General features: G+C 65.5%; 19 protein-coding genes. 6 read left to right on the forward strand and 13 right to left on the reverse strand.

What is annotated here, in order from left to right; translation table 11 throughout:
• Nucleotides 1–75: 75 nt before the first annotated feature.
• Entirely contained in the window at nucleotides 76–744 is a 669-nt protein-coding gene (locus tag QMG80_RS15150) for a hypothetical protein (protein WP_158658525.1), read from the forward strand.
• 77 nt (nucleotides 745–821) lie between these two features.
• On the opposite strand, the gene rlmH is transcribed toward QMG80_RS15150, so the two are convergent.
• The 3 genes from rlmH to QMG80_RS15165 all read right to left on the reverse strand — a co-directional run bounded on the left by rlmH (nucleotide 822) and on the right by QMG80_RS15165 (nucleotide 2,948).
• A complete protein-coding gene (rlmH, locus tag QMG80_RS15155) occupies nucleotides 822–1,301 on the reverse strand; it encodes a 23S rRNA (pseudouridine(1915)-N(3))-methyltransferase RlmH (RefSeq protein ID WP_085769939.1) in 480 nt (159 codons plus the stop codon).
• 8 nt (nucleotides 1,302–1,309) lie between these two features.
• Nucleotides 1,310–1,642, reverse strand: coding sequence for a ribosome silencing factor (gene rsfS / locus QMG80_RS15160; protein ID WP_245300202.1), 333 nt, complete (start codon nucleotides 1,640–1,642; stop codon nucleotides 1,310–1,312).
• A gap of 130 nt (nucleotides 1,643–1,772) precedes the next feature.
• Nucleotides 1,773–2,948: an acyltransferase family protein gene (locus QMG80_RS15165; protein WP_085769941.1), complete on the reverse strand. Its 1,176-nt coding sequence runs from the start codon at nucleotides 2,946–2,948 to the stop codon at nucleotides 1,773–1,775.
• A 337-nt stretch (nucleotides 2,949–3,285) separates the two neighbouring features.
• Between QMG80_RS15165 and rpsU the strand changes: the two genes are divergently transcribed.
• Nucleotides 3,286–3,525 (forward strand): 30S ribosomal protein S21, encoded by a 240-nt coding sequence (rpsU, locus tag QMG80_RS15170; protein WP_085769942.1) that lies wholly within the window; start codon nucleotides 3,286–3,288, stop codon nucleotides 3,523–3,525.
• 219 nt (nucleotides 3,526–3,744) lie between these two features.
• On the forward strand, nucleotides 3,745–4,599 hold the full coding sequence (locus QMG80_RS15175) for a tetratricopeptide repeat protein (protein ID WP_085769943.1): 855 nt from the start codon (nucleotides 3,745–3,747) through the stop codon (nucleotides 4,597–4,599).
• Nucleotides 4,600–4,694: 95 nt separating this feature from the next.
• Here QMG80_RS15175 and QMG80_RS15180 read toward each other — a convergent pair whose 3' ends face one another.
• From QMG80_RS15180 to QMG80_RS15190, 3 genes are read right to left on the reverse strand one after another with little or no spacing between them, the layout of a single operon-like run.
• Nucleotides 4,695–5,129: a (deoxy)nucleoside triphosphate pyrophosphohydrolase gene (locus QMG80_RS15180; RefSeq protein WP_199769013.1), complete on the reverse strand. Its 435-nt coding sequence runs from the start codon at nucleotides 5,127–5,129 to the stop codon at nucleotides 4,695–4,697.
• Nucleotides 5,129–5,818, reverse strand: coding sequence for a phosphoribosylanthranilate isomerase (locus QMG80_RS15185; RefSeq protein WP_245300020.1), 690 nt, complete (start codon nucleotides 5,816–5,818; stop codon nucleotides 5,129–5,131). The genes QMG80_RS15180 and QMG80_RS15185 overlap by 1 nt, the downstream gene beginning before the upstream one ends.
• Before the next feature lie 3 nt (nucleotides 5,819–5,821).
• The gene (locus QMG80_RS15190) at nucleotides 5,822–12,214 is read right to left on the reverse strand and encodes an apolipoprotein A-IV repeat region-like domain-containing protein (protein ID WP_085769944.1); all 6,393 of its coding nucleotides are present in this window, start codon (nucleotides 12,212–12,214) and stop codon (nucleotides 5,822–5,824) included.
• 294 nt (nucleotides 12,215–12,508) lie between these two features.
• Between QMG80_RS15190 and QMG80_RS15195 the strand changes: the two genes are divergently transcribed.
• Nucleotides 12,509–12,898 carry an Hpt domain-containing protein gene (locus QMG80_RS15195; RefSeq protein WP_085769945.1) on the forward strand — a complete coding sequence of 130 codons (390 nt, stop codon included), beginning with the start codon at nucleotides 12,509–12,511 and terminating at the stop codon, nucleotides 12,896–12,898.
• Nucleotides 12,899–13,030: 132 nt separating this feature from the next.
• On the opposite strand, the gene QMG80_RS15200 is transcribed toward QMG80_RS15195, so the two are convergent.
• From QMG80_RS15200 to QMG80_RS15230, 7 genes are all read right to left on the reverse strand, one after another.
• The gene (locus QMG80_RS15200) at nucleotides 13,031–13,897 is read right to left on the reverse strand and encodes an ABC transporter substrate-binding protein (protein ID WP_085769946.1); all 867 of its coding nucleotides are present in this window, start codon (nucleotides 13,895–13,897) and stop codon (nucleotides 13,031–13,033) included.
• 5 nt (nucleotides 13,898–13,902) lie between these two features.
• Nucleotides 13,903–14,787, reverse strand: a complete 885-nt coding sequence (locus QMG80_RS15205; RefSeq protein WP_085769947.1) for a triphosphoribosyl-dephospho-CoA synthase — start codon at nucleotides 14,785–14,787, stop codon at nucleotides 13,903–13,905.
• Complete coding sequence (locus QMG80_RS15210; protein WP_245300021.1) at nucleotides 14,784–15,776, reverse strand: RimK family alpha-L-glutamate ligase; 993 nt, start codon at nucleotides 15,774–15,776, stop codon at nucleotides 14,784–14,786. Before QMG80_RS15210 ends, QMG80_RS15205 begins: the two co-directional genes overlap by 4 nt.
• The gene (mce, locus tag QMG80_RS15215) at nucleotides 15,773–16,177 is read right to left on the reverse strand and encodes a methylmalonyl-CoA epimerase (protein WP_085769948.1); all 405 of its coding nucleotides are present in this window, start codon (nucleotides 16,175–16,177) and stop codon (nucleotides 15,773–15,775) included. The genes QMG80_RS15210 and mce overlap by 4 nt, the downstream gene beginning before the upstream one ends.
• Nucleotides 16,178–16,393: 216 nt before the next feature.
• Complete coding sequence (locus QMG80_RS15220; RefSeq protein ID WP_085769949.1) at nucleotides 16,394–18,697, reverse strand: Tex family protein; 2,304 nt, start codon at nucleotides 18,695–18,697, stop codon at nucleotides 16,394–16,396.
• A 185-nt stretch (nucleotides 18,698–18,882) separates the two neighbouring features.
• Nucleotides 18,883–19,614 carry a potassium channel family protein gene (locus QMG80_RS15225; RefSeq protein ID WP_085769950.1) on the reverse strand — a complete coding sequence of 244 codons (732 nt, stop codon included), beginning with the start codon at nucleotides 19,612–19,614 and terminating at the stop codon, nucleotides 18,883–18,885.
• A 1-nt stretch (nucleotide 19,615) separates the two neighbouring features.
• A complete protein-coding gene (locus QMG80_RS15230; protein ID WP_085769951.1) occupies nucleotides 19,616–20,425 on the reverse strand; it encodes a cyclase family protein in 810 nt (269 codons plus the stop codon).
• A gap of 180 nt (nucleotides 20,426–20,605) precedes the next feature.
• On the opposite strand from QMG80_RS15230, the gene QMG80_RS15235 reads away from it, so the two are divergent.
• The gene (locus QMG80_RS15235; protein ID WP_085769952.1) at nucleotides 20,606–21,931 is read left to right on the forward strand and encodes a L,D-transpeptidase family protein; all 1,326 of its coding nucleotides are present in this window, start codon (nucleotides 20,606–20,608) and stop codon (nucleotides 21,929–21,931) included.
• A gap of 157 nt (nucleotides 21,932–22,088) precedes the next feature.
• The gene (locus tag QMG80_RS15240) at nucleotides 22,089–22,985 is read left to right on the forward strand and encodes an extensin-like domain-containing protein (protein WP_085769953.1); all 897 of its coding nucleotides are present in this window, start codon (nucleotides 22,089–22,091) and stop codon (nucleotides 22,983–22,985) included.
• The last annotated feature ends 28 nt before the right edge of the window (nucleotides 22,986–23,013 follow it).

The raw sequence follows: 23,013 nt of genomic DNA on the forward strand, positions 1-23,013 counted from the left end.
TCCACGACCGGCCGCTCTTTAGCTCTCGGGCAGCCGCGTCGGCTTGTCTTGCTTTGCAAAAACGAAAGGTCCGATATGGCGTTGACCTCGAAAGCCGCGCTCGGCCGTTATTCTCCCGCTCAAGGCCTCTCCGGTCCCGAGCTGCCCCGCGAGGGTCGACGCGCCGGCGGCAAGATCGAAATCGTCCACGGTCAGGAGATCGACCCCTTTTTCGCGGAAGGTCTGGATCTACCCTCTCGCGGACGAATGTCAGGCCCCCGTCGGCAGCGCGTCGCAATCAACACGCGCACCGACACTCTCGAATATGAGCACGGTCGCGGACGACTGACGCCTGCGGCCTACGCCACGGGTCGTTATATCGACGCCGTGCTCGAGGCCGCCAATGGCCGGCGCAGCTCAAGGGACTTTGGCGAACGCCATGACCAACAGCTTTCTCCGCTCGCGCTCCAGCACGCCATGGCTGCGCGCATCGACGCCGGCCGCGCCGCGGGAACGCTCAAGGAAGCCATGACGCGCGAGCTCGGCGCCGAGACAGCGCGCCTCGTCGTGCTGATCATCGGCGAGAGCTTGAGTTTCCGCGAGATCGCGCGAATGGACGCGCGCGTCGAGGGGAAGAACCGGGAAGCCGCTCCGAACGGCAAAGGCCGCGACTGTGAGCGCGCGGCGCGAAGGATCGGCGGCCTCTTTCGAACGGGGCTCGAGGATCTGGCCGTAGCCTGGGAGAAGAAAGGCTCGCCGGTTTGAAGGGCGGGGGCTCAACTGCAGGATTCCGCGACGCCAGAGGCTCGCATGAGAAGCATGGCGCTTCCCGAGAGAGACTCTCACTCCCGATGGTAGGGATGCCCCGCCAACATCGTCATCGCGCGATAGATTTGCTCTGCGGCAAGAATGCGCACGAGCTGATGCGGCAGCGTCATCTTTCCGAAGCTGTAGGCGACCGTCGCCCTCTCGCGCAGCGCCGCATCCAGCCCCTCGGAACCGCCGACCGCAAACCACAAATTCGTGCGGCCACGATCGCGCTCTCTCTGTATGAAGCCTGCAAAGCCCGCGCTGCTCGCGGCCTCGCCCCTTTCGTCGAAAACGGCGAAGGTGGCCCCTTCCGGCAGCGCCGTCAGCAGCGCCGCTCCCTCCTCGGCGATCCGCTGGGCTGCGGCGCGAGCGCGGCTTTCGGAAATCTCCTTTACCTCGAGCCCCTGTAGGCCGAGATTTCGAAGGTCCGCGATCCTCTGGGCGTAACGCTGGAAGAGCTCGCGCTCGGGGCCCGCTTTCAGCCGGCCGACGCAGAGGAGGCCGAGGCGCATCTAAAGAATTAAACCGAGCGCATTTCGCGCGGCCGGTCCCCGCCCCACATTTTCTCGAGATTGTAGAACTGGCGCACTTCCGGCCGGAAAATATGAACGATGAGGTCACCCGCATCGACCAGCACCCAATCGCATTGCGGCAGGCCCTCGACGCGCGGCGCCGAGTGACCCACAGCTTTGCAAGCTTTGATCACACGATCGGCAATCGCGCCGACATGAACGGTTGAGCGGCCAGTCGCGACAATCATCGCATCGGCGAGCGCAGTCTTGCCTTTGAGATCTATGAAGGCGCTGTCTTCGGCCTTGGAGTCCTCAAGACTGCGATGAATCGCGGCAAGCAATTCGTTGAAGGACGGCGTCGCCGACGCGCCTCGCGCTTCGGCTTCGCTCAAGGTCGAAACGGCAGGTTTGGTCAGCGTCGCAGCTCCCTCCGCAGGGCCCGCCCATGGCCAAGAAGATGGGGCGATTCTCTCACGATTGCAACTCCTGCGCCTTTTGCGCCGTAAAAGCGAAGCGGGGCAGCGAGGCGCTCAAGAAACGCCGCGCCGTGCCGGTGTGCGCCTCGGTCACGCGCGAGAAGCTGTATGAGGCGACAAGAACGATCGCCAACACAGCGAAGAGAATAACCCAGTTGGCGGGCGTTGCGGGCTGTAGCGCATAGGCCGGCCCCAGCGTCGAGTCGACGAGGGCTCGGCAGAGCACGAGGATCGGCATGTGAATGCTGTAAATTGAGAAGGAGAAATTCGCGAAAGCGTGATGGAACGGGCGCCGCAGCCAGTTCCACCCTTCCACCGGGCTGTGACGCGTGGTGAGCAAGAGATTCGAGAGCAGCAGAGTGGCGATGAGATCCGCGATATCCTGAAGCCAGGGATGCGCCTCGAGCACGGGCCCGCGCACGAGAAAGCGGAAAACGACGAGCGCCGCGACGTAGAGCGCAAGCGACGCCCAGCGCGAGGCGATCAACGGGCGGGCGGGCAAGCTCGCCAGCGCCCCGATGACCCAAAGCAGAAAGCCGAAGCGGAACCAGGGGGAGGCCATGGCGAGGTAAAGAAAGATCGCCAAGCCCAGCGCGAAACCGCCGTAACGCAAAGGCTTCGAATAGTTTACCGCCAGCGGCAGAGCCAAGAGCGGAAAGCAGATATAGTACCAGAACTCGCAGGCGAGCGACCACAAGGGGGAGTTCGTGCCGAACGCCGGCACCAAGATCTCTTGAAAATTCAATATATTGCCGAGGAAAATTGCCTCCGTCCAATGGCCCTGAAATACCGGAAGCTCGTAGAAGCGCGCGTCGGGAAGGTTGCGGCCGACGCCGTCGAGGACGAGCGTCAAGAAGAGCGTCGGAACAGTGACGATATAGATGCGCGCGAATCGGTGGATGAAATATTCGCGCAGGAAATCCTTGCGCTTGCGCATGCTCGCGAGCACCGCGCCGCCGACGAGATAGCCGGAGAGCACGAAGAAACCGAGCACCATCTCATGTCCGAGCGCGAAATTGGCGACGAACCACCATGCGTAGACCTGCGGCGCGTGCGGCGCCGTCATGATGTCGCCGAGGTTCAGGAAGGTGTTGGTCGCATGGACGGAAATAACGATCAGCGCGCCGATCCAACGGTAGGCTTCGATCAGCTGCGACAAGAGAAAGGGCATGCGGTCTCCGCTGGTCCTATAGCGAATGGACGGAAGATCTGACAGAACTTTGCGGCCAGAATTCGCCCGCTTTCCCGGCGTGGCAACGATTTCTTCTCGCTCTTTCGCATTCGAGCGGAACCATGCAGGGCGCTTCGGCCTTATAACCTCGAGGTCTCGTCCGGCCAATCGCACAATAGCCGCTGCTATGCCGCTTCCCGGCCTTTTGGCGTGGACAGACGCGTAAGACTCTGTTATTCCCGACGCCACGGATGAGGCGCTCCGTCAGCGCCCGATTCGCTGTTCCCTAAACCCGCCCATCCCGCGCGACTGGAGGGCTCAAAGCAAGGACCGCTACGTGCAAGTTCTCGTTCGCGACAACAACGTCGACCAAGCTCTTAAAGCGCTGAAAAAGAAGATGCAGCGCGAAGGCATTTTTCGTGAAATGAAATTGCGCGGGCACTATGAGAAGCCCTCCGAGAAGCGCGCAAGAGAAAAGGCCGAGGCGGTTCGCCGGGCTCGCAAGCTCGCCCGCAAGAAATTGCAGCGCGAGGGTCTGCTTCCGGTCAAGCCGAGGACTGCCCCGGGCGGGCGTTAAGCTTGCGTTAATGCTGGCGCAGCCAATATCGCCACAACGATCCCTTTTGAGCGAGTTCTCGCGAGGCTGACGGGCTTGGCGATTAGGATTCGCTCCAACTATCTGATCCCGCGCGATTTTTAATCCTCGAGCAGGCATCGAGGGAGAAGCGCGCTAGCCGATGGTTTCGGCTCCGTCGGTGGCGGAGCGCCGAGACCGCCTTTGGGAGGATCCGGGCGAATGCGCGAGAGTCGGGCGACAGCGCCACGCCGCGGATTGGCTGCGCCGGTCGCAGCGGCGATCGTGCTGACGACGCTCGGAGGCTGCGCGACCAGCGACGGCGTCATTCGTCCAGCCGGACGCGGCATCGCCGAGACGGCCGAGACCGACTCCCGCGCCGCGGACACGAACATCGCGTCGCTCACCGACGTGATCAAGCGCAATCCGTCGAGCGGAGACGCGTACAACACGCGCGGCGTCGCCTATGCGCGCATCGGCCGCTTCCAGGAGGCGATCGAGGACTTCACCGCGGCGATCCGCCTCGATCCCGGTAATTTCGCGGCCTACACCAATCGCGCGCTGGCCTATCGCCAGGCGAATCGCAATGACTTGGCGCAGATCGACTTCGATCGGGCGCTGTCCGCCAATCCCAATCACGCGCCGGCGCTCATCGGCCGCGCCAATCTCCTGCGCGCGCAAGGCAATCTCGAGCAGGCCAAGGCCGATCTCGACAACGCCATCCGGCTCAACCCTGAAAATGCGCAAGCGTTTCACGCACGCGGCCTCATTCACCAGAAGCTCGGCGACAATCAACGCGCGGTCAGCGATTTCGACAATGCGATCGACCGCGATCCTTTCGCGGCGGCGCCCTATCAGGCGCGCGGCGAGAGCCTCGTCAACCTCGGCAAATATGACAAGGCGATCGAGGACTTCAACGCGGCGCTGAACGTCGACTCCAAGAACGCCGCGTCCTGGGCCTGGCTCGGCCTCGCCTATGAGCGCTCCGGCAATCGCGCCAAGGCGCGTGAAGCTTTCCAGCGCGCGCTCGTTCTCGACCCTGACCAGCCGATCGCCAAGCAAGGCATGCGCGGTTAGAGCCTAGCCCAGACATGCGCGAAGCGGTTTTCCGATCAGAACATGCTCTAAGTTTTTGATTGCTCGCCCTACGCCCTTGAACGCGATGCGCGCCCTCATCCCAAAAGCGCGATGAGCGGATCAATCAGCGGCGCATCGGCCGGCGGCATGGGATATTTGCGCAATTCTCGCGCAAAGGCCCAGGCGAGCGTCTGGCCCTCGCGCGGTGTCACGATCCCGTCCCAGCGCCGGCAAACGAACAGCGGCATCAACAAGTGGAAGTCCTCGTAAGCGTGGCTCGCGAAAGCAAGCGGCTGCATGCAGCTGACACAGGCGTCGATGCCGAGTTCCTCCGCGAGTTCGCGCGCAAGGCCCTGCTCGGGGCGCTCGCCCGGATGGAGCTTGCCCCCGGGAAATTCCCATAAGCCAGCAAGCGCCTTTCCTTCGGGACGGCGGGCCAGCAGGATGCGCCGATCGGCGTCGACGAGCGCCGCCGCGACGACGAGCAGCAAGCGGGACCCCTGCCCTGTCCGAGGCTGGCTCGAGTCCATCAGCGCGCCTCCCCGCCCGCTGCGCCCCGCGCCGCATGAAGAAAGGCCGCGATGCGGCTTGGGTCCTTCTGCCCCGGGGCGCTCTCGACGCCCGAGGAAACGTCGACGCCCGGCGCGCCGGTGATACGGACCGCCTCAGCGACGGTCTCGGGCGAGAGGCCCCCCGAGAGCAGCCACGGCTTCTCCCGCGGCGCCTCGTTCAACAGCCCCCAATCGAAGGCGCGGCCCATGCCTCCCGGCCGCGCGGCGCCGGGCGAGGGCTTGGCGTCATAAAGGATCATGTCCGCCTCGGCATAGGCCTTCGCCGCGACGAGATCCTCCCTGCCGCCGACGCCGATCGCCTTGATCACGGGAAGCTTAAAGCGCGCCTTCGCTTCGCGCACCCGCTCAGGGGCCTCATGCCCATGGAATTGCAGGAAATCGGGTTGGATCGCCGCGATGATCGCCGCAAGCCGCTCATCATCCGCGTCCACCGTGAGCGCGACCATCCCTATGCGCCCTGCCGCCCGCGCAACGAGCGCTCTCGCTGCGTCGAGCGTTAGGTGGCGCGGGCTCTTTTCGAAGAAGACGAAGCCCGCGAGATCGGCGCCCGCCTCGATCGACGCCTCCAGAGCGTCGATCGTCCTCAACCCGCAGATCTTGACGATTGTCCCACGCGCCGGTCGTCTTCCCCAAATCTCGCCCAGCACGCGTCAGCCCAACCGACCCGACGCGTGAGCCAGCATGGTGTAGACCTTCCCCGCCTCTCCCGTCAGAAGATCGAGCGACTGCTCGCCGTCACGATCGTTACGGCCGGTCTCGGCGAGCAGCTCCTCGAAGTTGCGGACATAGGTGTCGATCGTCGCGCGGAACTCCGGCTCGCCGCGATAACGACGCCGCATCTCCTCAAACGCCGGGCGGCCCGCCGGCGTGTAGAGCTGGCGTGTGAAGAGTCCGTCGCGTTCTCCACGCTGGAATCGCCGCCAGCTCTCCGCCAGCGCGATGTTGTCGACCATTCGCGCGATTTCGACCGAGAGATTGCCGAGAGCGCCGCCTGTCGGCGCCGAACGTCGCGCGCCGCGCTCGACGGCCGCGGGCGCCGCCCCGTCTTCGTCTTGAGAGGCGCGCGCCAACACGCCGGAGAGCCAGCCCTGACCGCCGTTGGCCTGCGCCGTCGCCGCAGGCCCGCGTGGAAGCGGCGGAGGCGGCGGGGTTTGCCTCGCGCGCGGCGCCGGCTCGGCGGCGGCTGCCTCGAGCTCAGGAGCTTGCGGGCGCGGAGGGATTTCCCCGACGCGCTGCGGGGGGCTCTTCTCGGCGATGTCGTAGCTGCGGCCCGAACGCGCGACGATGTCGGTCAATTCGTTCAGCGCCTTGACCTGGTCGCCGATGACGCGGCGCAGGGCCGACGCTTGCTCGGCCGTTTCGCGCGGAAGCTCCTCGGCGCCGCGGCGCAGCTCCGCCCGGGTCGCTTCGAGATCGCGCGAGACTTCCTGGGAGAGACCGCGAATCTCGGCCGCCGCCGCGTTGAAACGCTCGGTCGCCTGGTTCAACACCTCGGAAAGCTCCTGCGTCGCCTGCTCATAGGCGGCCTGCATCGTCGCGGCCGTATGATCGCGCTCCCTTTCGGTCGCAGCGCGGATCGCGGCGAAGCGCTCGTCGACGACGCTCGCCGTATCCTGCGTTGCTTGCGTCAGCAGTTGGCCGACGTCCTGCGCGCGAGACTCCACGTGACGGAAGCTTTCCTCCATCGTCCCCGAGAAGGACTCCAACGTGCCCAGGAAGTCGCGGCGCTTCTCCTCGACCAGCGAGACGAGAGAAGTGAGCGAGTCGCGACGCGCTTCAACCGTTGCGTCGAGGTCGTGCTGGCTTCTGGAGAGCTCGGCGACGCTGCGAACGAGGGCCGACTGCGTTTCCTGGATGCGCTTGGCGACGGACTCGGCGCCGCCGAGCGCGCCGCCGGCCAGGTTCTCGAGCGAGGAGAGCTGATCGAAAACGCTCGTCATGGCGCCCTGGAATTCTTGCAGCCTCGCGCCCAGTCTCTCGTCGACCGCCGAAAGATCGGCGCCCGCCTGCTCGATGACGCTCTGAAGAGCGCTGTTGGTGTGGCCAAGATGGTCGACGACTTGTGGAAGCTCGGCTCTAAGCTTGTCGCTTGTCGCGACGAGCGTCGCAATCGAGCTGTTGCCCGCCGAATCGAGCGCCTGCGAGAGCGCCTGCGTCGATTGATCGATCGCCCCCAGGAGCTGTTCGCGCTGCTCGCCGAGACGCTGCAAAATCGAGCGCCCGCGATCCTCGATAGCTTGAGCGACGAGCTCGCCGACATTCGTCAGCTCGCGCGTCACCCCGCCGCCGCGTTCGACGATCTCCGCATTGACTCGATCCAGCTTGTCGACATTGGCCGACAATTCTTCGATCCGCTCGCTCAGCGCGCCTGTGAGGTCGCCGGCCTTCGCAGCGACGACGGCGTCGAACTCCCTGAGCTTCTCGTCGAGCGCGATCGTCGCCTGCTCCGAGCCGGAGGCGAAGGCGCGCAACACTTCCAGCCCGTGTCGGGTGAGGATCTGCTGCAGCTTCTCGCCGCCAAGCGAGAGTCCCGCGTCGATGCGCGCCGCGAGATCGTCGAGGCGATCGCCGGTTGCCTTGCTGCGGCTGAACGCCGTCTCCGCAATGGTCTCGATCTTCTGGTCGAGCGCGGTCGCCATCGACTCGGCGCGTTCGTCGAGCTTGTCGAGAAGCTGCCGATTGCGTCCTTCGAGAAAGCCGTCGAGCTCCTCGAAGCGTTGATGAACTTCTGTCGACAGCTTGTCGACCGCCGTGTCGAGCCGCTCGGTCAGCGCGCCGCCGCGCGTTGAGAGCACGCCGTCCACGGCTTCGAGGCTTTGACCGAGTTCGGCGACAAGAGCCTGAGAAGATTCGGAGAGGCGCTGCGACTCCGCCGTGATCTGCTCGAGGAGCGCGCCGCCTTCGTCGCGCAGAGTCGAGCCGATCGCGCCGAAACGCTCCCGGAAAGCCTCTGTGACGATTTGGGTCTGCTCTGCGAGCGACGCCGTCGCAAGCTGAACGTGTTCGTCGAGCGCTTGCGCATGCGCTTCGAGCGCCTGCGAATGCTCGACAATGCGATCGGCGACACGGTCGCCGCCCAAGGAAAGCGACTGCTCCAGAAATTCGAGATGCGACCCGAGATTCTTGGCGATGGCGTCGCCGCGCTGCGTCAGCGCGTTAGAGATCTCCTTGCTGTGGGCCTCGACGGTCGTCTCGAACAGCGTGAGCCGCTCGAGCAGGTTCTCGGTAACGCGCTCGCCCTGGACGGCGATCGCCACGACGGCTTCTCCCGCCGTCGTCGCGAAGCGATCCTGCAGCGCCGCGGAATGAGCCGAAAGCGCAGACGCCGTATCCTCGATCGCGCCCTGGAGGGATGCGCGCAGCGCTTCCGCTTGGCCTGCAATCTCGGCTTCCGTTTGTCCGCGTTGCGCATCGAGAAGCGAGACGAGGCGTTCATGGGCGGCGCCGAGAGCGCCTCCATGTGTCGACAAAGTCTGCTCCAGGGTGGAGGCGATCGCCGAATGACGCGACTCGAACTCCTCGATCAGCGCCGAGCCCGCCTCTCGCAGCTTGCCGTCGACATCGGCTGCGCCGCTCGCAAGACGTTCGCCCAGCTCGCGGGTCGTCCCATCGATCGTATGCGCCAGACGCGTCCCGATCTGGTCGATCTGCTCGACGATGCCCTCATGCCGCGAGCCGAAAGTCTCGATCAGCGCCGAGCCCGCAACTTCCAATTTGCTGTCGACGTCCGCGACGCCGGTCGCGAAGCGTTCGCTCGCCTCGTCGATCGTTTGCGCCAGACGCGTCCCGATCTGGTTGATCTGCTCGACGATGCCCTCGTGCCGCGAGCCGAAAGTCTCGATCAGCGCCGAGCCCGCAGACTCCAATTTGCTGTCGACATCCGCGACGCCGGTCGCGAAGCGCTCGCTCGCCTCGTCGATCGTCTGCGCCAGGCGCGCGCCGATTTGGTCGATCTGCTCGACGATGCCCTCGTGCCGCGAGCCGAAAGTCTCGATCAGCGCCGAGCCCGCAGACTCCAATTTGCTGTCGACGTCTGCGATGCTCGTCGCGAAGCGCCCGCTCGCCTCGTCGATCGTCTGCGCCACACGCGTCCCGATCTGGTCGATCTGCTCGACGATGCCCTCATGCCGCGAGCCGAAAGTCTCGATCAGCGCCGAGCCCGCAGCCTCCAATTTGCTGTCGACATCCGCGATGCTCGTCGCGAAGCGCCCGCTCGCCTCGTCGATCGTCTGCGCCACACGCGTCCCGATCTGGTCGATCTGCTCGACGATGCCCTCGTGCCGCGAGCCGAATGTCTCGATCAGCGCCGAGCCCGCAGCCTCCAATTTGCCGTCGGCGTCCGCGATGGTCGTCGCGAAGCGCCCGCTCGCCTCGTCGATCGTCTGCGTGAGGCGCACGCCGATCTGGTCGATTTCCTCGATGAGTCCGCCATGGCGAGAACCGAGCTCCTCGATCAAGGCCGAGCCCGTCGCCTGAAGCTTTTCATCAACGTCGGCTATGCCGCTTGCAAAGCGCTCGCCCACCTCGCGGGCCGCCTCGTCCAAAGATTGCGTCAGGCGCGCGCCGATCTGATCGATCTGCCCGACAAGGCCCTCATGACGCGAGCCGAACTCTTCGATCAAGGCCGAACCCGTCGCCTGAAGCTTCTCGTCGACGTCGGCTATGCCGCTTGCAAAACGTTCGCCCACCCCGCGGGTCGCCTCGTCCAAGGATTGCGTCAGGCGCGCGCCGATCTGGTCGATCTGTTCGACGAGGCCTCCGTGATGCGAGCCGAACTCTTCGATCAAGGCCGAGCCCGTCGCCTGCAGACGGCTGTCGACGTCGGCTATGCCGGTCGCGAAGCGCTCCGCCACGTCGCGGCTCGCTTCGTCCAGGGACTGCGTCAGTCGCGCGCCGACCTGGTCGATCTGCTCGATGAGCCCCTCGTGACGCGCGCCGAAATTCTCGATGAGCGCGGAACCGGTCGCCTGCAGCCTGCTGTCGACGTCCGTCACGCCATTCGCGAAGCGCTCGCTCGCCTCATCGATAGACTGCGTCAGGCGCGCCCCGACCTGGTCGATCTGTTCGGCGAAGCTCTCGTGACCCGAGCCGAATTTGTCGATCAACGCCGCGCCCGTCGCCTGCAGCCTGCTGTCGGCGTCAACCACGCCGCTCGTGAAGCGCTCGCTCGCCTCGTCGATAGACTGCGTCAGGCGCGCGCCGATCTGATCGATCTGCTCGACGAGGCCCTCGTGACGCGATCCGAAGCTCTCGATCAGCGCCGAGCCCGTGGCCTGCAGCCTGCTGTCGACGTTGGCGATTCCCGTCTCGAAGCGTTCGCTGACCTCGCGGGTCGCCTCGTCCAGGGACTGCGTCAGGCGCGTCCCGACGTGGTCGATCTGCTCGATGAGCCCCTCGTGGCGTGACCCGAAATCCTGGATCAGCCCCGCGCCCGTCGCCTGCAGCCTGCCATCCACATCGGCCACGCCGCTGGCGAAGCGCTCACCCGCCTCGTCCAAAGACTGCGCCAGACGGGCGCCGATCTGGTCAATCCGCTCGACGATCCCGCCGTGACGCGATTCGAAATCCTCAATCAGCGCCGAGCCCGTCGCCTGCAGCCTGCCGTCGACGTCGGCCACGCCGCTTTCGAAGCGTTCGCCCACTCGGCGCGTCGCCTGGTCGAGGGATTGATCCAAGCGCACGCTCAGCTGATCGATCTGCTCGACGAGGCTGGCGTGGCGACTGCCGAAGCTCTCGACTATAGAGGCCCCTGCCGAGCTCAGACGATCGTCGACGTCAGCCAGGCCAGTGGAGAAGCGCTCGGCGACGATGCGCGCAGCCTCGTCGAGGCTATTGCGCAAATTCTCGTTTATGCTAGCGATCTGCTCGACGATTACCGCGTTGCGCGCACCGAAGTCGTCGATCAAAGCCACGCCCTGCGAGCCGAGCCTCTCGTCTATTTCGTTGACGCCGCTCGACAATTGCGTGGCGACGAGATCGGTCGTGGAGCTGATGTGGCGCACCGCGTCATCGCCAGCGCGAGCCATAGAAATCTTCAGCTCCTCGCCCTTCGCGCCGAGCGCCGCGACCACGCGGTTCCCAGCCTCGCTGACTTGCTCGGCAAGCGTGGCCGAGGCCGAGGAAAACTCCTGAGCGAGTTGATCGCGAGCGCCGTAGAGCGCGGTTCGGGCGCTATCGGCGTTGACGACGATCGCCTCGCGCTCGCGCGCCAGCTCGTCGATGAGCGCCCGAATGCGCCGCTCGTTTTCGGAATAGGACCGTTCGAGATTGGTGATTTCCGTGCGCACGATCACCTCGAGCTCGCCCGCGCGTGCGAGCGCGCGCTCGATCCCGTCGCTCATCGAGGCGGATTCGCGGCGGATCGCTTGCGACAAGGTGGTGACTTGCTCAGCTGCGACCGATTCCGGCTCGATGAGCCGGATCGCGACTTCGGTCATCGACTTGGCGATCTGGCGCATCTCATAGGCGCGGCGGGCCAAGAGGCCGGTGACGAAAAAGAACAGAATCGGCGCAAAGAGACTAATCAGCGCGAGCACCGGCTTCGGCGCGATGAGGCTGCCGGACTCCTCCACAATCGAGTCGCGGTTGAAATAAACGAAGGCGACCCACAGCACCGCCCAGGCCATGATCGAGAGCGAGGTCACGAGCGGGATCGTGCGGTTCGGCTGTATGTTCAAGGATTGGCGCAATTCGCCGATCGTGCGCCTGTCATCGTTGGCGGGCGGCGATTTCGGCGCCGGAACGCTCCGCCCGCCCTGCTGCTGAGCGGCAGGCGAGGGAACGGCCGCGCGCGCCTTGTCCGACTCGGGCTTTTCCGAACCCTTGACCCGCGAAGGCATCGGCAGGTTGAACTTGGGCGGCGCGGCCGGCTTATCCGACGTGTCGCCCGCGGAAGCGGCGCTCGCCGCGCCTTCGGTCTTGACGGCGTTATCCGCAGGCGGAGCCGCGTCTTTCGGCGCGGCGTCCAATATGGCGGAGACGCTCGTCGCTTCTTCGGTCGCGGAGCGAGCCGCGGTCGCCGATTCCTGGGCTTTCCCCGTCATTGTCACTCCACTCCCTACGCCACTCCACCTCCGGCGGCGCTCGCCGCCGCCGCCACGACGCGCTGCTCAACTCCAGGGCGCAAGGGCGCGCTTGATTAACCAAATGTTACATCCCTTTCATCTGCAAGGAAACCTGGGGACTAGCGCGAATGACAAACGTCGTTAACGCGACCTTAACCATCCCCGGCGAGGCTCTACAGGCGGGAAACGTCGCCCGCGACTGTGCGGCGCCACATAGCGGCCAGGATTGCGCGCAACGATCGCTCTTCCCATTTGAATGGCAGGAGAAAACGGATGCTCATGGACTCCGCAGCCTACTTGGAGGAGGAGATCGGCCCCATTGCGGAAGCAGCGGATCCGATCATCGATCTCGTGCATCTTTCGCGTCAGACGCTCGGCGACGGCGCGCTGGAAAACGAGCTTTTGCGCCTCTTCGTCGTACAGGCGCAACAATATGCGGCGTGGCTCGAGGAGCCCTTCGCACCGGGCGACGCCCTGAAGCGGGCGGACCTGATCCATCGGCTCAAGGGCTCCGCGCGAGCAATCGGCGCCTTCCCGCTCGCCCAGGCAGCAGAAGCCTTCGAGAAAGCGCTGCGCGTCGGTGCGAAGGACACGACGTCGGAGGCGCGCCGTCTCATCGCGGCGCTCCACGAGGCGAAGCGCGCCGCCGCGCAATTGCTTTAGGCCATGTCACGGATGACCGCGAAGCGGTTTTGCGGCGACGACCTGCTCTAAGTTTTCGCTTTCGAGCGAATTCCGCAAAAGTTGACAGACTTCTGCGATAAGGAAGCGCGCGGGGCGCGCGCCGCCCTTCTATCAAAACGGCCCGATCGGGAACCACTTGAGATAGAGCTCGCTATAGACGCCCTTTTTGGCGAGGCGGGCGAGAGCATAATCCAGGGCTCGACGCAGCGGATCCGCGCCTTTCTTGACGGCGACGCCGACGCCCTCGCCGAAGAAACGCGAGTCCAGATAGGGGCCGCTTTTGAAAACGCAGCAGCCGTCTGCGTCCGCCCCGTTGAGCCAAAAAGCCAGGGAAATCGCGTCTCCAAAGAGCGCGTTGACGCGACCGGTCTTTAGCGCCGCCCGCGCAGCCTCGACAGTCTCGAAAGGGACGATCTGCGCCTTCGGAAAGAAGGTCTTCAAATAGGCCTCATGGGTCGAGCCGGCCACGACCGCGACTTTTCGATCGTCCAGCCCCTCCGGCGTCGCCTCGGGCAGGACCGCGCTCTTGAGCGCCACAAAGCGGCCCGGCGTGAGGTAATAGGGCTCGGTAAAGTCGACCTGCTCGCGGTTCTCAGGGGTGGAGGCCATAGAGGCGACGACCGCGTCGGCGGCATTTTCATTGAGAGCCGGGATCAACAGCTCCCATTTCCGGCGCTGGATCGTGCAGGCGAGCTCGAGCTCCTCGCAGATCGCCCGCGCAAGCTCGACATTGAAGCCGGTCAGCTCTCCGTCGGGAAGAACGAAATTGAAGGGTGGATAGTCGTCCTCGGTCACGAAGCGCAGCTGCTTCAAGCCCCCGAGATCCGGCCTCGGCAGGCTTCGCCCAGGGTCCGAGAAGGAAGGAGGAACGCTCGCTTCCGTGTGGACAGGCTCCGCGGCGGCGACGGCTTCGAGCCGCCCAATCGCGAGGAGCGCGAGGCTCGAGAAGAGCGCGAGGAGTCGAAGCTTGCGTCGCATGCCGGCTACTCTGGCGACCCCTCGGACTTTGTCAAGGCGACGCACTTTTCCGGGACATGCGCTAAGCGCGCGGCGAAGAGCGTCGCGACGGTCAGATCGGCGCTTGTCCCGGGGTTCAGGCCACGTACTTTCAGCGTCGCGTCGAAGGCGAGCGCTTCGGCCCGAACCCTCTCAGGGTCCCGCCAGTCTCCCTGTTTCAAGACGAAGTCGCAAGCCTCCCCGCGGGCCCGCAAAGCCGCCTCCGCGCCGTGCTTGCGCAAAATATGGCTGTCCGGGAAGGCGGAGAAAAAGCGGAGATAGACGCGTAGCGTCGCGAGCCAAGCCTCCGCGCCAGCCGCGCGCGCCGCGGCGAGCTCCGAGAGCCCCTGGCCAAAAATATCGCAAAAGCCGTTGGCGTATTGAAACGCGATCCGATCGCGCGACGCTGCGGCCCGCATCGCCTCCAGAAGCGTGACGCGCGCGGGGGCGTTCACGTCGTGCTCGGCGGCGGAGCCGAGCCCCGCGGGACTGGCGAGCGCGATCGCGCGAAAGGCGAGCCGCGCGTCCTCCAGCGTCAGGCCAGAGAGCGTCCGCTCCAGCGCCTCGCGCAGCGGCAGCCCTGAAAAGCGTAGCGCCGCATGAGCCAACGGCGCGCAGAGCAGGAGGATGCCGAGATTGGTGTTCTGGCCGACGCGCGCCTGCGTCGCCTCGACCGCGCCGAGGATGCGCGCGCCGACGCCCGCGTCCTCGGCGGCGATGGCCGGCGCCGCCGCCTCGGCGCTGTCGAGGAAATCCTGCGCCTCCATGCGGTGCCCAGGCGCGAAGAGATGCACATTTCCGGGCTTGGGAGATTCGAGCTCGTCCCGGCAGGCCGCGCGAAAGGCCGCCGCGACGCTTTCCGCGCCGCTCACGATAGGACGCTCCCCGCGGGTGTGATCGCGGCCAGCGCGTCGCGCGCGAGGCGCTCGGCGATCGAGAAATTCGTGACGCGTTGCAAACCGCTCCAACCGGCCATGCTATTGACCTCGAGCACCAGCGGCGCGCCCGTCTCGTTCAAGATCAGATCGACGCCGGCGCAGTCCGCGCCGAGCGCCCGCGCCGCGGCGAGCGCGATCCGCTTCTCCTCCAGCGAGGGCGTCGCCGCAACGGGCTTCGCGCCTTGCCGCACATTGGTGATCCAGCTCGTGGCGCGTCGTCGCATCGCGCCGACGACCTGGCCGCGAGAGACGAGCACGCGCATGTCCTCGAACCCCGACGCCCCCGCAGGCGGCGCGACGAAACGCTGCAGATAATAGACGAAGCGCGCTTCGTAAGGCTCGGGCAGCTCGGACGCATCGCGAATGAGCCGAAGCCCCCAGCCCTGCGCGCCAAAAAGGGGTTTCAACACCAGCGGCCCTTTGGCGCATTCGCGCGCCGCGATGGCGCGCGCCTCGCGCAAGCTCTGCACGACGAAGGTGGCGGGGGTTTCGAGTCCTGCGCGCGCGAGAAGAAAGCTCGCCATGGACTTGTCTGTACAGCGCTCGATCGCGCGCGCGTCATTAACGACCGGAAGGCCCGAGGCTTGCAGCGCATGCAGCACGCCGAGCCGCATGGTGATCTCTTCCAGCGAGCCGTCGCCGATCGCGCGCACGACCGCAAGATCCGGCAGGCTTTTGTGAAAGCCGGGGATCGCCAGGCCCTGCGGGCGCGTCGTGTCGATCTTGCAAGACGAGAGCCGCACCGGAACGGCCGTCGCTCCAAACCGCCGCAGCGCGCGCGCGAAGGCTTCGACATGCCAGTCGATCTTGTCGGTGAAGAGCGCGACGCGGGGCGACGGCGCGCGCTCCGTCGCCTCTCTTTGCGCGGCGCCCGCGTTCAAGCTTGCGCTCTCGTCTTGCAGTCTGTGCAGCTCTTCTGTCACGCCTGCTCGAGTTCGATCAGCGCGCCGCAAAAATCCTTGGGATGCAGAAACAGCACCGGCTTGCCATGGGCGCCGATCTTCGGCTCGCCGTCTCCGAGCACGCGCGCGCCTTCCGCTTTCAGCCTGTCGCGCGCCGCGAAGATGTCCTCGACCTCGTAGCAAAGATGGTGAATGCCGCCCGCGGGATTCTTCTCGACGAAGCCCGCGATGGGGGAGCTGTCGCCATAAGGCTCGAGCAGCTCGATCTTGGTGTTCGGCAATTCGACGAAGACGACCGTGACCCCATGCTCCGCAACGATATGCGGTTTCGAGACCTTGGCGCCGAGCGTCCCGGCGTATGTCTGCGTCGCTTTGCCGAGATCGGCGACGGCGATGGCGACGTGATTGAGACGTCCGATCATTGTTTCAGGAGCTCCGTGAAAGATTGTTGAGGCGGGTATTTAGGGGAAGCCGGCGGGTTGCGAAAGAGCGGAAGGCCCCCTCCCTGTCCTCCCCCGCTATCGCGGGAGAGGGGACCCTAACGATCGGCATTACGCGGAACTTGGGTCATGACCCATGTCTGCTCCCTCTCCCGCGGAAGCGGGGGAGGGATGGGGAGGGGGCGCAGTATCCTGCCCTTACCGCCCTCTCCCATTGGTCTCCCGCATCGCTTTCATCAGCGCGTCGCCAAGCGCGCCTCCTGACGGCTGCGCGGCGCGCGCGGGTCCGTCGCGGCGCTGCAGCGGCGCGCTCTTCTGCTCGCGCTGAGAACGCGGCGCCGCCTCATCGTCGAGGCGCATCGACAGGGAAATGCGCTTCCTCGGCGCGTCGACCTCCAGCACCTTCACGCGCACGACGTCGCCGGGCTTGGCGACGCTCCTCGGGTCCTTCACGAAGCTCTTCGACATTGCCGAAATATGCACGAGCCCGTCCTGATGAACGCCGATGTCGACGAAGGCGCCGAAGGCCGCGACATTGGTCACGACGCCCTCGAGCACCATGCCGGGCTGAAGGTCGGTGATCTTTTCCACCCCCTCCGCGAAGCTCGCGGTCTTGAAGGCGGGACGCGGATCGCGCCCCGGCTTCTCGAGCTCGCCGATAACGTCGATGACGGTCGGGAGGCCATGCGCGTCGTCGACGAAGCCCTGCGGTTTGAGGCCCCGCAGCGTCGTCGCGTCGCCGATCAGCGTCCGGATGTCCTTGCCCGTCGTAGCGAGAATCTTGCGCACCAGCGGATAGGATTCCGGGTGCACGCCCGAGCGGTCGAGCGGATCGTCGCCGTCGACGATGCGCAAGAAGCCCGCGCTCTGCTCGAAGGCCTTCGGCCCGAGTCTTGGCACAGCCTTCAGCGCCGCGCGCGTCTTGAACGGGCCGTTCGCGTCGCGATGCGCCACGATGTTTTGGGCGAGCAGATCGCCGACGCCGGAGACGCGCGCGAGCAGCGGCGCCGAGGCCGTGTTCACATCGACGCCGACCGCATTGACGCAATCCTCGACGACCGTGTCGAGCGAGCGCGAGAGCTTCGTTTCGGAGACGTCGTGCTGATACTGGCCGACCCCGATCGACTTCGGATCAATCTTCACGAGCTCGGCGAGCGGGTCCTGCAATCGCCGCGCGATCGAGACCGCGCCGCGCAGCGACACGTCGAGATCGGGCAGCTCCTTCGAGGCATATTCGGAAGCCGAGTAGACCGAAGCGCCGGCCTCCGAGACGACGATCTTCGTGAGCTTCAGCTCCGGATTCTTGGCGATCAATTCGCCCGCGAGCTTGTCGGTCTCGCGCGAGGCCGTGCCATTGCCAATCGCGATCAGCTCGACCTTATGCACACGCGCGAGCTTTGCGAGCGTATCCAGCGCATCGTCCCAGCGCCGCTGCGGCTCATGCGGATAGATCGTCGCCGTCGCGGTGATCTTGCCGGTCGCGTCGATCACCGCGACCTTCACGCCGGTGCGAAAGCCAGGATCGAGCCCCAGCGTCGCGCGCGCGCCGGCGGGCGCGGCGAGCAGCAAATCGCGCAGATTGCCGGCGAAGACCTTGATCGCCTCCTCCTCGGCCTGCCGAAAAAGACGCGCGCGCGCATCGACCGAAAGATGCAGTTCGATCTTGGTGCGCCAGGCCCAGCGCACAAGGTCGAGAAGCCAGCGGTCGCCGGGTCTCCCCTTGTCCTCGATCATGAAGCGGCGCGCGATGCGGCTTTCAAAGCCCGCGATCCCTGGCTCTTTTTCCGCGACGAGCTCGAGGTCGAGCGCCTCCTCCTTCTCGCCGCGAAACATCGCGAGGATGCGATGCGACGGGAGCTTCGTCAGCGGCTCGGAAAAATCGAAATAGTCGGAGAATTTCGCGCCCGCCGTCTCCTTGCCCTCGCGCAGCTTCGACTTCAGCGCGCCCTGCGCCCAATAGATCTCGCGAAGCCCGCCGATGAGATCGGCGTCCTCAGCGAAGCGCTCGGTGAGAATGGCGCGCGCGCCTTCGAGCGCGGCGTCGATCGTCGCAACGCCCTTCTCTGCGTTGACGAAGGGCTCAGCGGCCTTTTTGGGGTCGTTGCGCGGGTCCGCCAGCAACATGTCGGCCAGCGGCAGCAGCCCGGCTTCGATGGCGATCTGCGCCTTGGTGCGGCGCTTCGGCTTATAGGGAAGATAAATGTCCTCGAGCCGCGCCTTATTGTCGGCGGAAACAATCGAGGTGCGCAAGGCGTCGGTGAGCTTGCCTTGGGATGCGATCGACTCGAGGATGGCCTTCTTGCGCTCTTCCAGCTCGCGCAGATAGGCGAGCCGCTCCTCGAGCTTGCGCAATTGTATGTCGTCGAGCTGGCCGGTCGCCTCCTTGCGGTAGCGTGCGATGAAGGGCACGGTCGAGCCGCCGTCGAGCAATCCCACCGCCGCCTCGACCTGCCAGGGCTTTGCGGAAAGCTCTGCGGCGATTGTGTCGATGATGGCGGTCATGGCGGATTCCGATTCTGTGACTTGAGGGGCGGGCGTTTTAGCGGATGGTCGTTTTCAGGGGAAGGGAGACGAAAAAATGACGATTTGCTGGAGGCCGGAGCCCTTTCCGCGCTTCGCGCCGAGCGGAGAAGGTGGCGGCGAAAAGACGGGACGAGGCGAAGGCCGCGAGCGTTTCGCGACCCTCGCTATCCCCTCCCCTGCATTTGCAGCGTCACGAGCCGGCCGATCAAGATCGCCGGGTAGAGCTGCCCGAAGAACGCCTCAAGATTGGCGAGGCTGCGCGCGAAGGGATTTAGCGGCACGATATCGCCATAGCCGAGCGTCGTGAGCGTCGAGCAGCTGTAATAGATGAGCGTGCTCGTGAGCTCCGGCGCATCCTCAAACACCACGTTTTTGAACGCGTCGGGCCAGATTAGGCCCACGATCAAATAAAGGGCGACGAAAGCCAACGCGACGAGGATGTAGAGCAAAATCGCGCCCACGATGCGGTGATAGGAGACGTCTCCGCTGGCGAAGACCGCGCGCGCCACGACGGCCCCGAGCGTCATCGACAGCACGAGCCAGCCCGCCGCCATAATGTGGAGATCAAAGGCGCCGTGCCCGGTGTGAATCCTGTTGATCACCACGAAGAGGTTCAGCGCGAAGGCCGTCGCCATCAGCGCCATGACGACCATGCTGCCGGAAAGGATCAGCGCGCCGGCGATCATCAGCAGCGCCACTCCCGCCGCAAAATAGGAGAAGCCTCCGTCGAACACGGCCTGCGCCGGCGCGATCACGAACAGCATGATGAGGAGCAGTATCGTCAGCACGGTCAGGAGCGAGTCGCCCCAGCGGTCCCGCAATCCGTGAATAGTCCGACGCGCCGCCCTCCTGCGGTTGGAGCGCCGTTCTACCGCCGTCAGGCCGCCGACGCGCATCTTAACGCCCCTCCTTTGCGACAATCGCTATGACCCGCGCCGGGCCGCCCGATCCCATTGTGATCTTCATCGGCAGCGCGATGACGATCGCGCCGGTCGCCGGCAGTTGATCGAGATGGGTCAGGTTTTCGATCCCGCTCACATTGGCCGCGGCGACGATGCGATGCACGAAGAAATCCTTCGAGGTCCCGCCGTCGACGCTGGCGGTATCGACGCCGATGAGCCGCACGCGCCGTTCGTTGACCAGCAATGCGGCGGCTTCTGGGCCGAAGGATGGAAAATGCAGATGCGACGCGTCGTTCGGCGTATCGTCCCCGAGATAGGCTTTCTTATTGGGCCAGCGCGCGCTCCAGCCGGTGCGCAACAGCACGATCGTCCCCTCCTTGATCTGTCCATGCGCGGCCTCGAAGGCCAGAATGTCGGCGGGGCTGAGCAGATAGTCGGGATTGGCCTCGGCCTTTGCGGCGATGTCGATCACGACGGCCGGGCCGACGAAGCGATCGGCGGGAATATCGGCGCTCGTCCATTTCCCTTCCCCAAAATGCAAGGGCGCGTCGAGATGTGTGCCGCCGTGCTCGGGCGAGCAGAAGGCGTTCGCGGCGTAAAAGAAGCCGCGCTCGTTCAGGCCCCGATGCAAGGGCTTCAGCTCGAAGCCCGAGGGCGAGGTCGGCCAGTAGATCGTGTCGGCGTCGAAGGCGTGGGTGAGATCGATGACGTTCGAGGAGGCGAGGTCGAGGGTCTGCGCGGGCGCGGCGGCGGCGCAGGCTGTGGCGAAAACTGTGATGAAGGCGAAGCGAAGCAAGCAAAGCATGGCGCCATCCTCTCGGGTCGACGGGCGCATGTGAAAGCCGCGCGGGCGACCTCGTCAAGCGCCAAAACGACCAAAAAATCCGTCATCAAGCCCCAAGCAGGACTTTGGGGGGGAACGAATAAGCTCTAGGTGGATTGGCGAAGGCCACTCCTGTCTCCTCCCGGAAACGAGCTCCTCCCGATGATTGGGCCCATTCACTCCCGCCTCATATCCACCATAGTGGCGATCGCCTTCTTGGGCTTCGCTTCGGCGCCGTTCGCGGCCCAAAGCGGAGCGTCAAAGGGCGATGCGTCCAAAAGCAATGCGCAGCAGAACGACGCGCCAAAGAGCGAGACGCCGCGAAGCGACACGCAGAACGACACGCAGCCGCCCCGGGCGCCGGAGCAGGAGGACGCCAGCGCGCCCGACTTCGGGCCGCAGACGGCGCAGGCCACCGCCGAGGCGGCTCGTCGCTACGCCGAGATCGCGGCTTCTGGCGGATGGCCGCGCATCGCCAGGCCCGTCGGCCCAAAAGCCAAAGGAAAGCCGGTCATCGACCTACGCCAGAGACTGGCCGCCGAGAATTATCTCGCGCGCGAGGATGCGAGTGGGCCGGTCTGGGACGAGAAGCTCACCGACGCCTTGAAACGGTTCCAGTCACACATGGGACTGAAGGAGACGGGAACCGTGTCTCCTGCGACACTGCGTGAATTGAACGTTTCAGCGGCCGAACGCGCGCACGCGCTCGCGGCTACTGCGGCGCGGCTCTCGAAGATGAAGTTCAACTTTGGCGAGCGCTATGTCGACGTGAATCTCCCGGCGGCCGAAGTGGAGACGGTGGAGGATGGCCGAAGGCGCGAAAGCTTCACCGCCATTGTCGGCGACCCGAAGAACGCCTCGCCGCAAATCACGGCAAATATCCAATCCGTCCTCGTCAACCCGGCCTGGACGGTTCCAGCCTCGATCGTCAAGCGGGAGCTGGCGCCGGCGCTCCGCCGCAATCCGAGCTATCTGGCCAGCCGGCAGATCCGCGTCTTCGACGGCCGCGGGCGCGAGGTCGACCTGCGACGCCTGCGCGGGCTCTCCTCCGAGCGCGCCGCCATGTTCACCTTCCGCCAGGACCCTGGCCCCAAGAATTCCCTCGGCTCCCTTCATCTGGACATGCCCAATGGAGACGCGGTTTACATGCATGATACGCCCAACAAAGAGCTCTTCGAGCGAGATTACCGCTTTCTTTCCCATGGCTGCGTGCGCGTCGAAGGCATTTACGACCTCGCGACCTGGCTGTTGCAGGAGCCGGGGCAACCTGGGGAATGGGATCGGGCCGCGCTGCGGGGCAAGGTCGACGAGGGAAAGACCGAGACGATCAAGCTGCGCCGCCCGACGCCCGTCGCCTGGGTCTATATGACCGGCTGGGCCTCGCCGGACGGGGCCACGCATTTCCGCCACGACATCTATAACCTCGACAAGGGCGCCGCCGCGGCTCCCCCTGCGGGAACGGCGCCGCGCGCGCGTCGGCGCCGATGAATTGGGCGCAGCTAGATCAAAAGGTTGGAGTGAATTCGGATCGCAAACTCTGTCAGCTTTTGCGGAGCAACCGAACGGAATGGCTTTCGAGCCGCTTTTCGGTCGTTAACTAGAATTTTCGACGCCGTTTTAACGGGTCGGTGGGAATGCTCGCGCCATGGCGCGTCGCGTAACCCCCTTCGTGACCTTTTGCCTGCTCGCCCTTGGGGTCTTCGGGCTCTCGGGCTGCGGGGGGCCGGAGCGTCCGGCCTGGCGCACGCAGCGCGAGCACGCCTGCCTTGCGCAGCAGCGCGTCCACGCCTCCGCTTATGTGCAGATGGCGAATGAGATGGACGGACCCGGCATTTGCGGCATGACGCGGCCGTTCAAGGTCGCGGCGCTGCAAGACGGGACCGTCGCCTTCAACTCGACCGCGACGCTCGATTGCTCCATGGTCGCCGAGCTCGAGGACTGGCTCGCCGACGTCGTCCAGCCCGCCGCACAAATGCGGTTCGGCCAGGCGGTCGCGCAGATCAACTCGATGGGATCCTACAGCTGCCGCGGCATGAACGGAGCGTGGGGCGCGCCGCTCTCCGAGCACGCCTTCGGCAATGCGATCGACATCGGCGGCTTCGTGCTCGCCGACGGTCGCGAGATCGCCATTGTGCGCGACTGGACGCGCGGCGACGAGCAGACGCGCGCCTTTCTGCGAGATGTGCACGCAGGCTCCTGCCGCCACTTCTCCACCGTGCTCTCGCCGGGCTCGAACCCCTTCCATTACAACCACATTCACGTCGACCTGGCGATGCATGGGCGCAGTGGCGGGATCATCTGCAAGCCGACGCCGGTGGAGACCGTCGCGCCCGCCTTCCCCGCGGCGGTCGCCGGCGCCGGGAAGGCGTCGCCGCCGCCGAACTTCCAGACCGGCTCGATCGCGAGCGCCGGCCGCTCGCAGGTGGAGGATGAAGACCAGGATTCGGGCGGCGCCCCGCCGAGCGCCGCCTTTGAGAGCGACCGTCGAGGCCCGGACCTCAGCGCCTATGACGCCCCACTGCCGCCGCGACGGCCTTTCTGACGAAGCCGCCGCATTCCGCGCGAATGAC

Origin of the sequence: Methylocystis bryophila (assembly GCF_027925445.1) — a bacterium.
Taxonomy (GTDB): Bacteria; Pseudomonadota; Alphaproteobacteria; order Rhizobiales; family Beijerinckiaceae; genus Methylocystis; species Methylocystis bryophila.

Excerpts from the sequence above, each read along its gene's own strand:
- QMG80_RS15150 (WP_158658525.1), top strand. The coding sequence starts at position 76 with ATGGCGTTGACCTCGAAAGCCGCGCTCGGCCGTTATTCTCCCGCTCAA.
- rlmH (WP_085769939.1), bottom strand. The coding sequence starts at position 1,301 with ATGCGCCTCGGCCTCCTCTGCGTCGGCCGGCTGAAAGCGGGCCCCGAG.
- QMG80_RS15165 (WP_085769941.1), bottom strand. The coding sequence starts at position 2,948 with ATGCCCTTTCTCTTGTCGCAGCTGATCGAAGCCTACCGTTGGATCGGC.
- QMG80_RS15175 (WP_085769943.1), top strand. The coding sequence starts at position 3,745 with ATGCGCGAGAGTCGGGCGACAGCGCCACGCCGCGGATTGGCTGCGCCG.
- QMG80_RS15180 (WP_199769013.1), bottom strand. The coding sequence starts at position 5,129 with ATGGACTCGAGCCAGCCTCGGACAGGGCAGGGGTCCCGCTTGCTGCTC.
- QMG80_RS15190 (WP_085769944.1), bottom strand. The coding sequence starts at position 12,214 with ATGACGGGGAAAGCCCAGGAATCGGCGACCGCGGCTCGCTCCGCGACC.
- QMG80_RS15195 (WP_085769945.1), top strand. The coding sequence starts at position 12,509 with ATGCTCATGGACTCCGCAGCCTACTTGGAGGAGGAGATCGGCCCCATT.
- QMG80_RS15200 (WP_085769946.1), bottom strand. The coding sequence starts at position 13,897 with ATGCGACGCAAGCTTCGACTCCTCGCGCTCTTCTCGAGCCTCGCGCTC.
- mce (WP_085769948.1), bottom strand. The coding sequence starts at position 16,177 with ATGATCGGACGTCTCAATCACGTCGCCATCGCCGTCGCCGATCTCGGC.
- QMG80_RS15220 (WP_085769949.1), bottom strand. The coding sequence starts at position 18,697 with ATGACCGCCATCATCGACACAATCGCCGCAGAGCTTTCCGCAAAGCCC.
- QMG80_RS15225 (WP_085769950.1), bottom strand. The coding sequence starts at position 19,614 with ATGCGCGTCGGCGGCCTGACGGCGGTAGAACGGCGCTCCAACCGCAGG.
- QMG80_RS15230 (WP_085769951.1), bottom strand. The coding sequence starts at position 20,425 with ATGCTTTGCTTGCTTCGCTTCGCCTTCATCACAGTTTTCGCCACAGCC.
- QMG80_RS15235 (WP_085769952.1), top strand. The coding sequence starts at position 20,606 with ATGATTGGGCCCATTCACTCCCGCCTCATATCCACCATAGTGGCGATC.
- QMG80_RS15240 (WP_085769953.1), top strand. The coding sequence starts at position 22,089 with ATGGCGCGTCGCGTAACCCCCTTCGTGACCTTTTGCCTGCTCGCCCTT.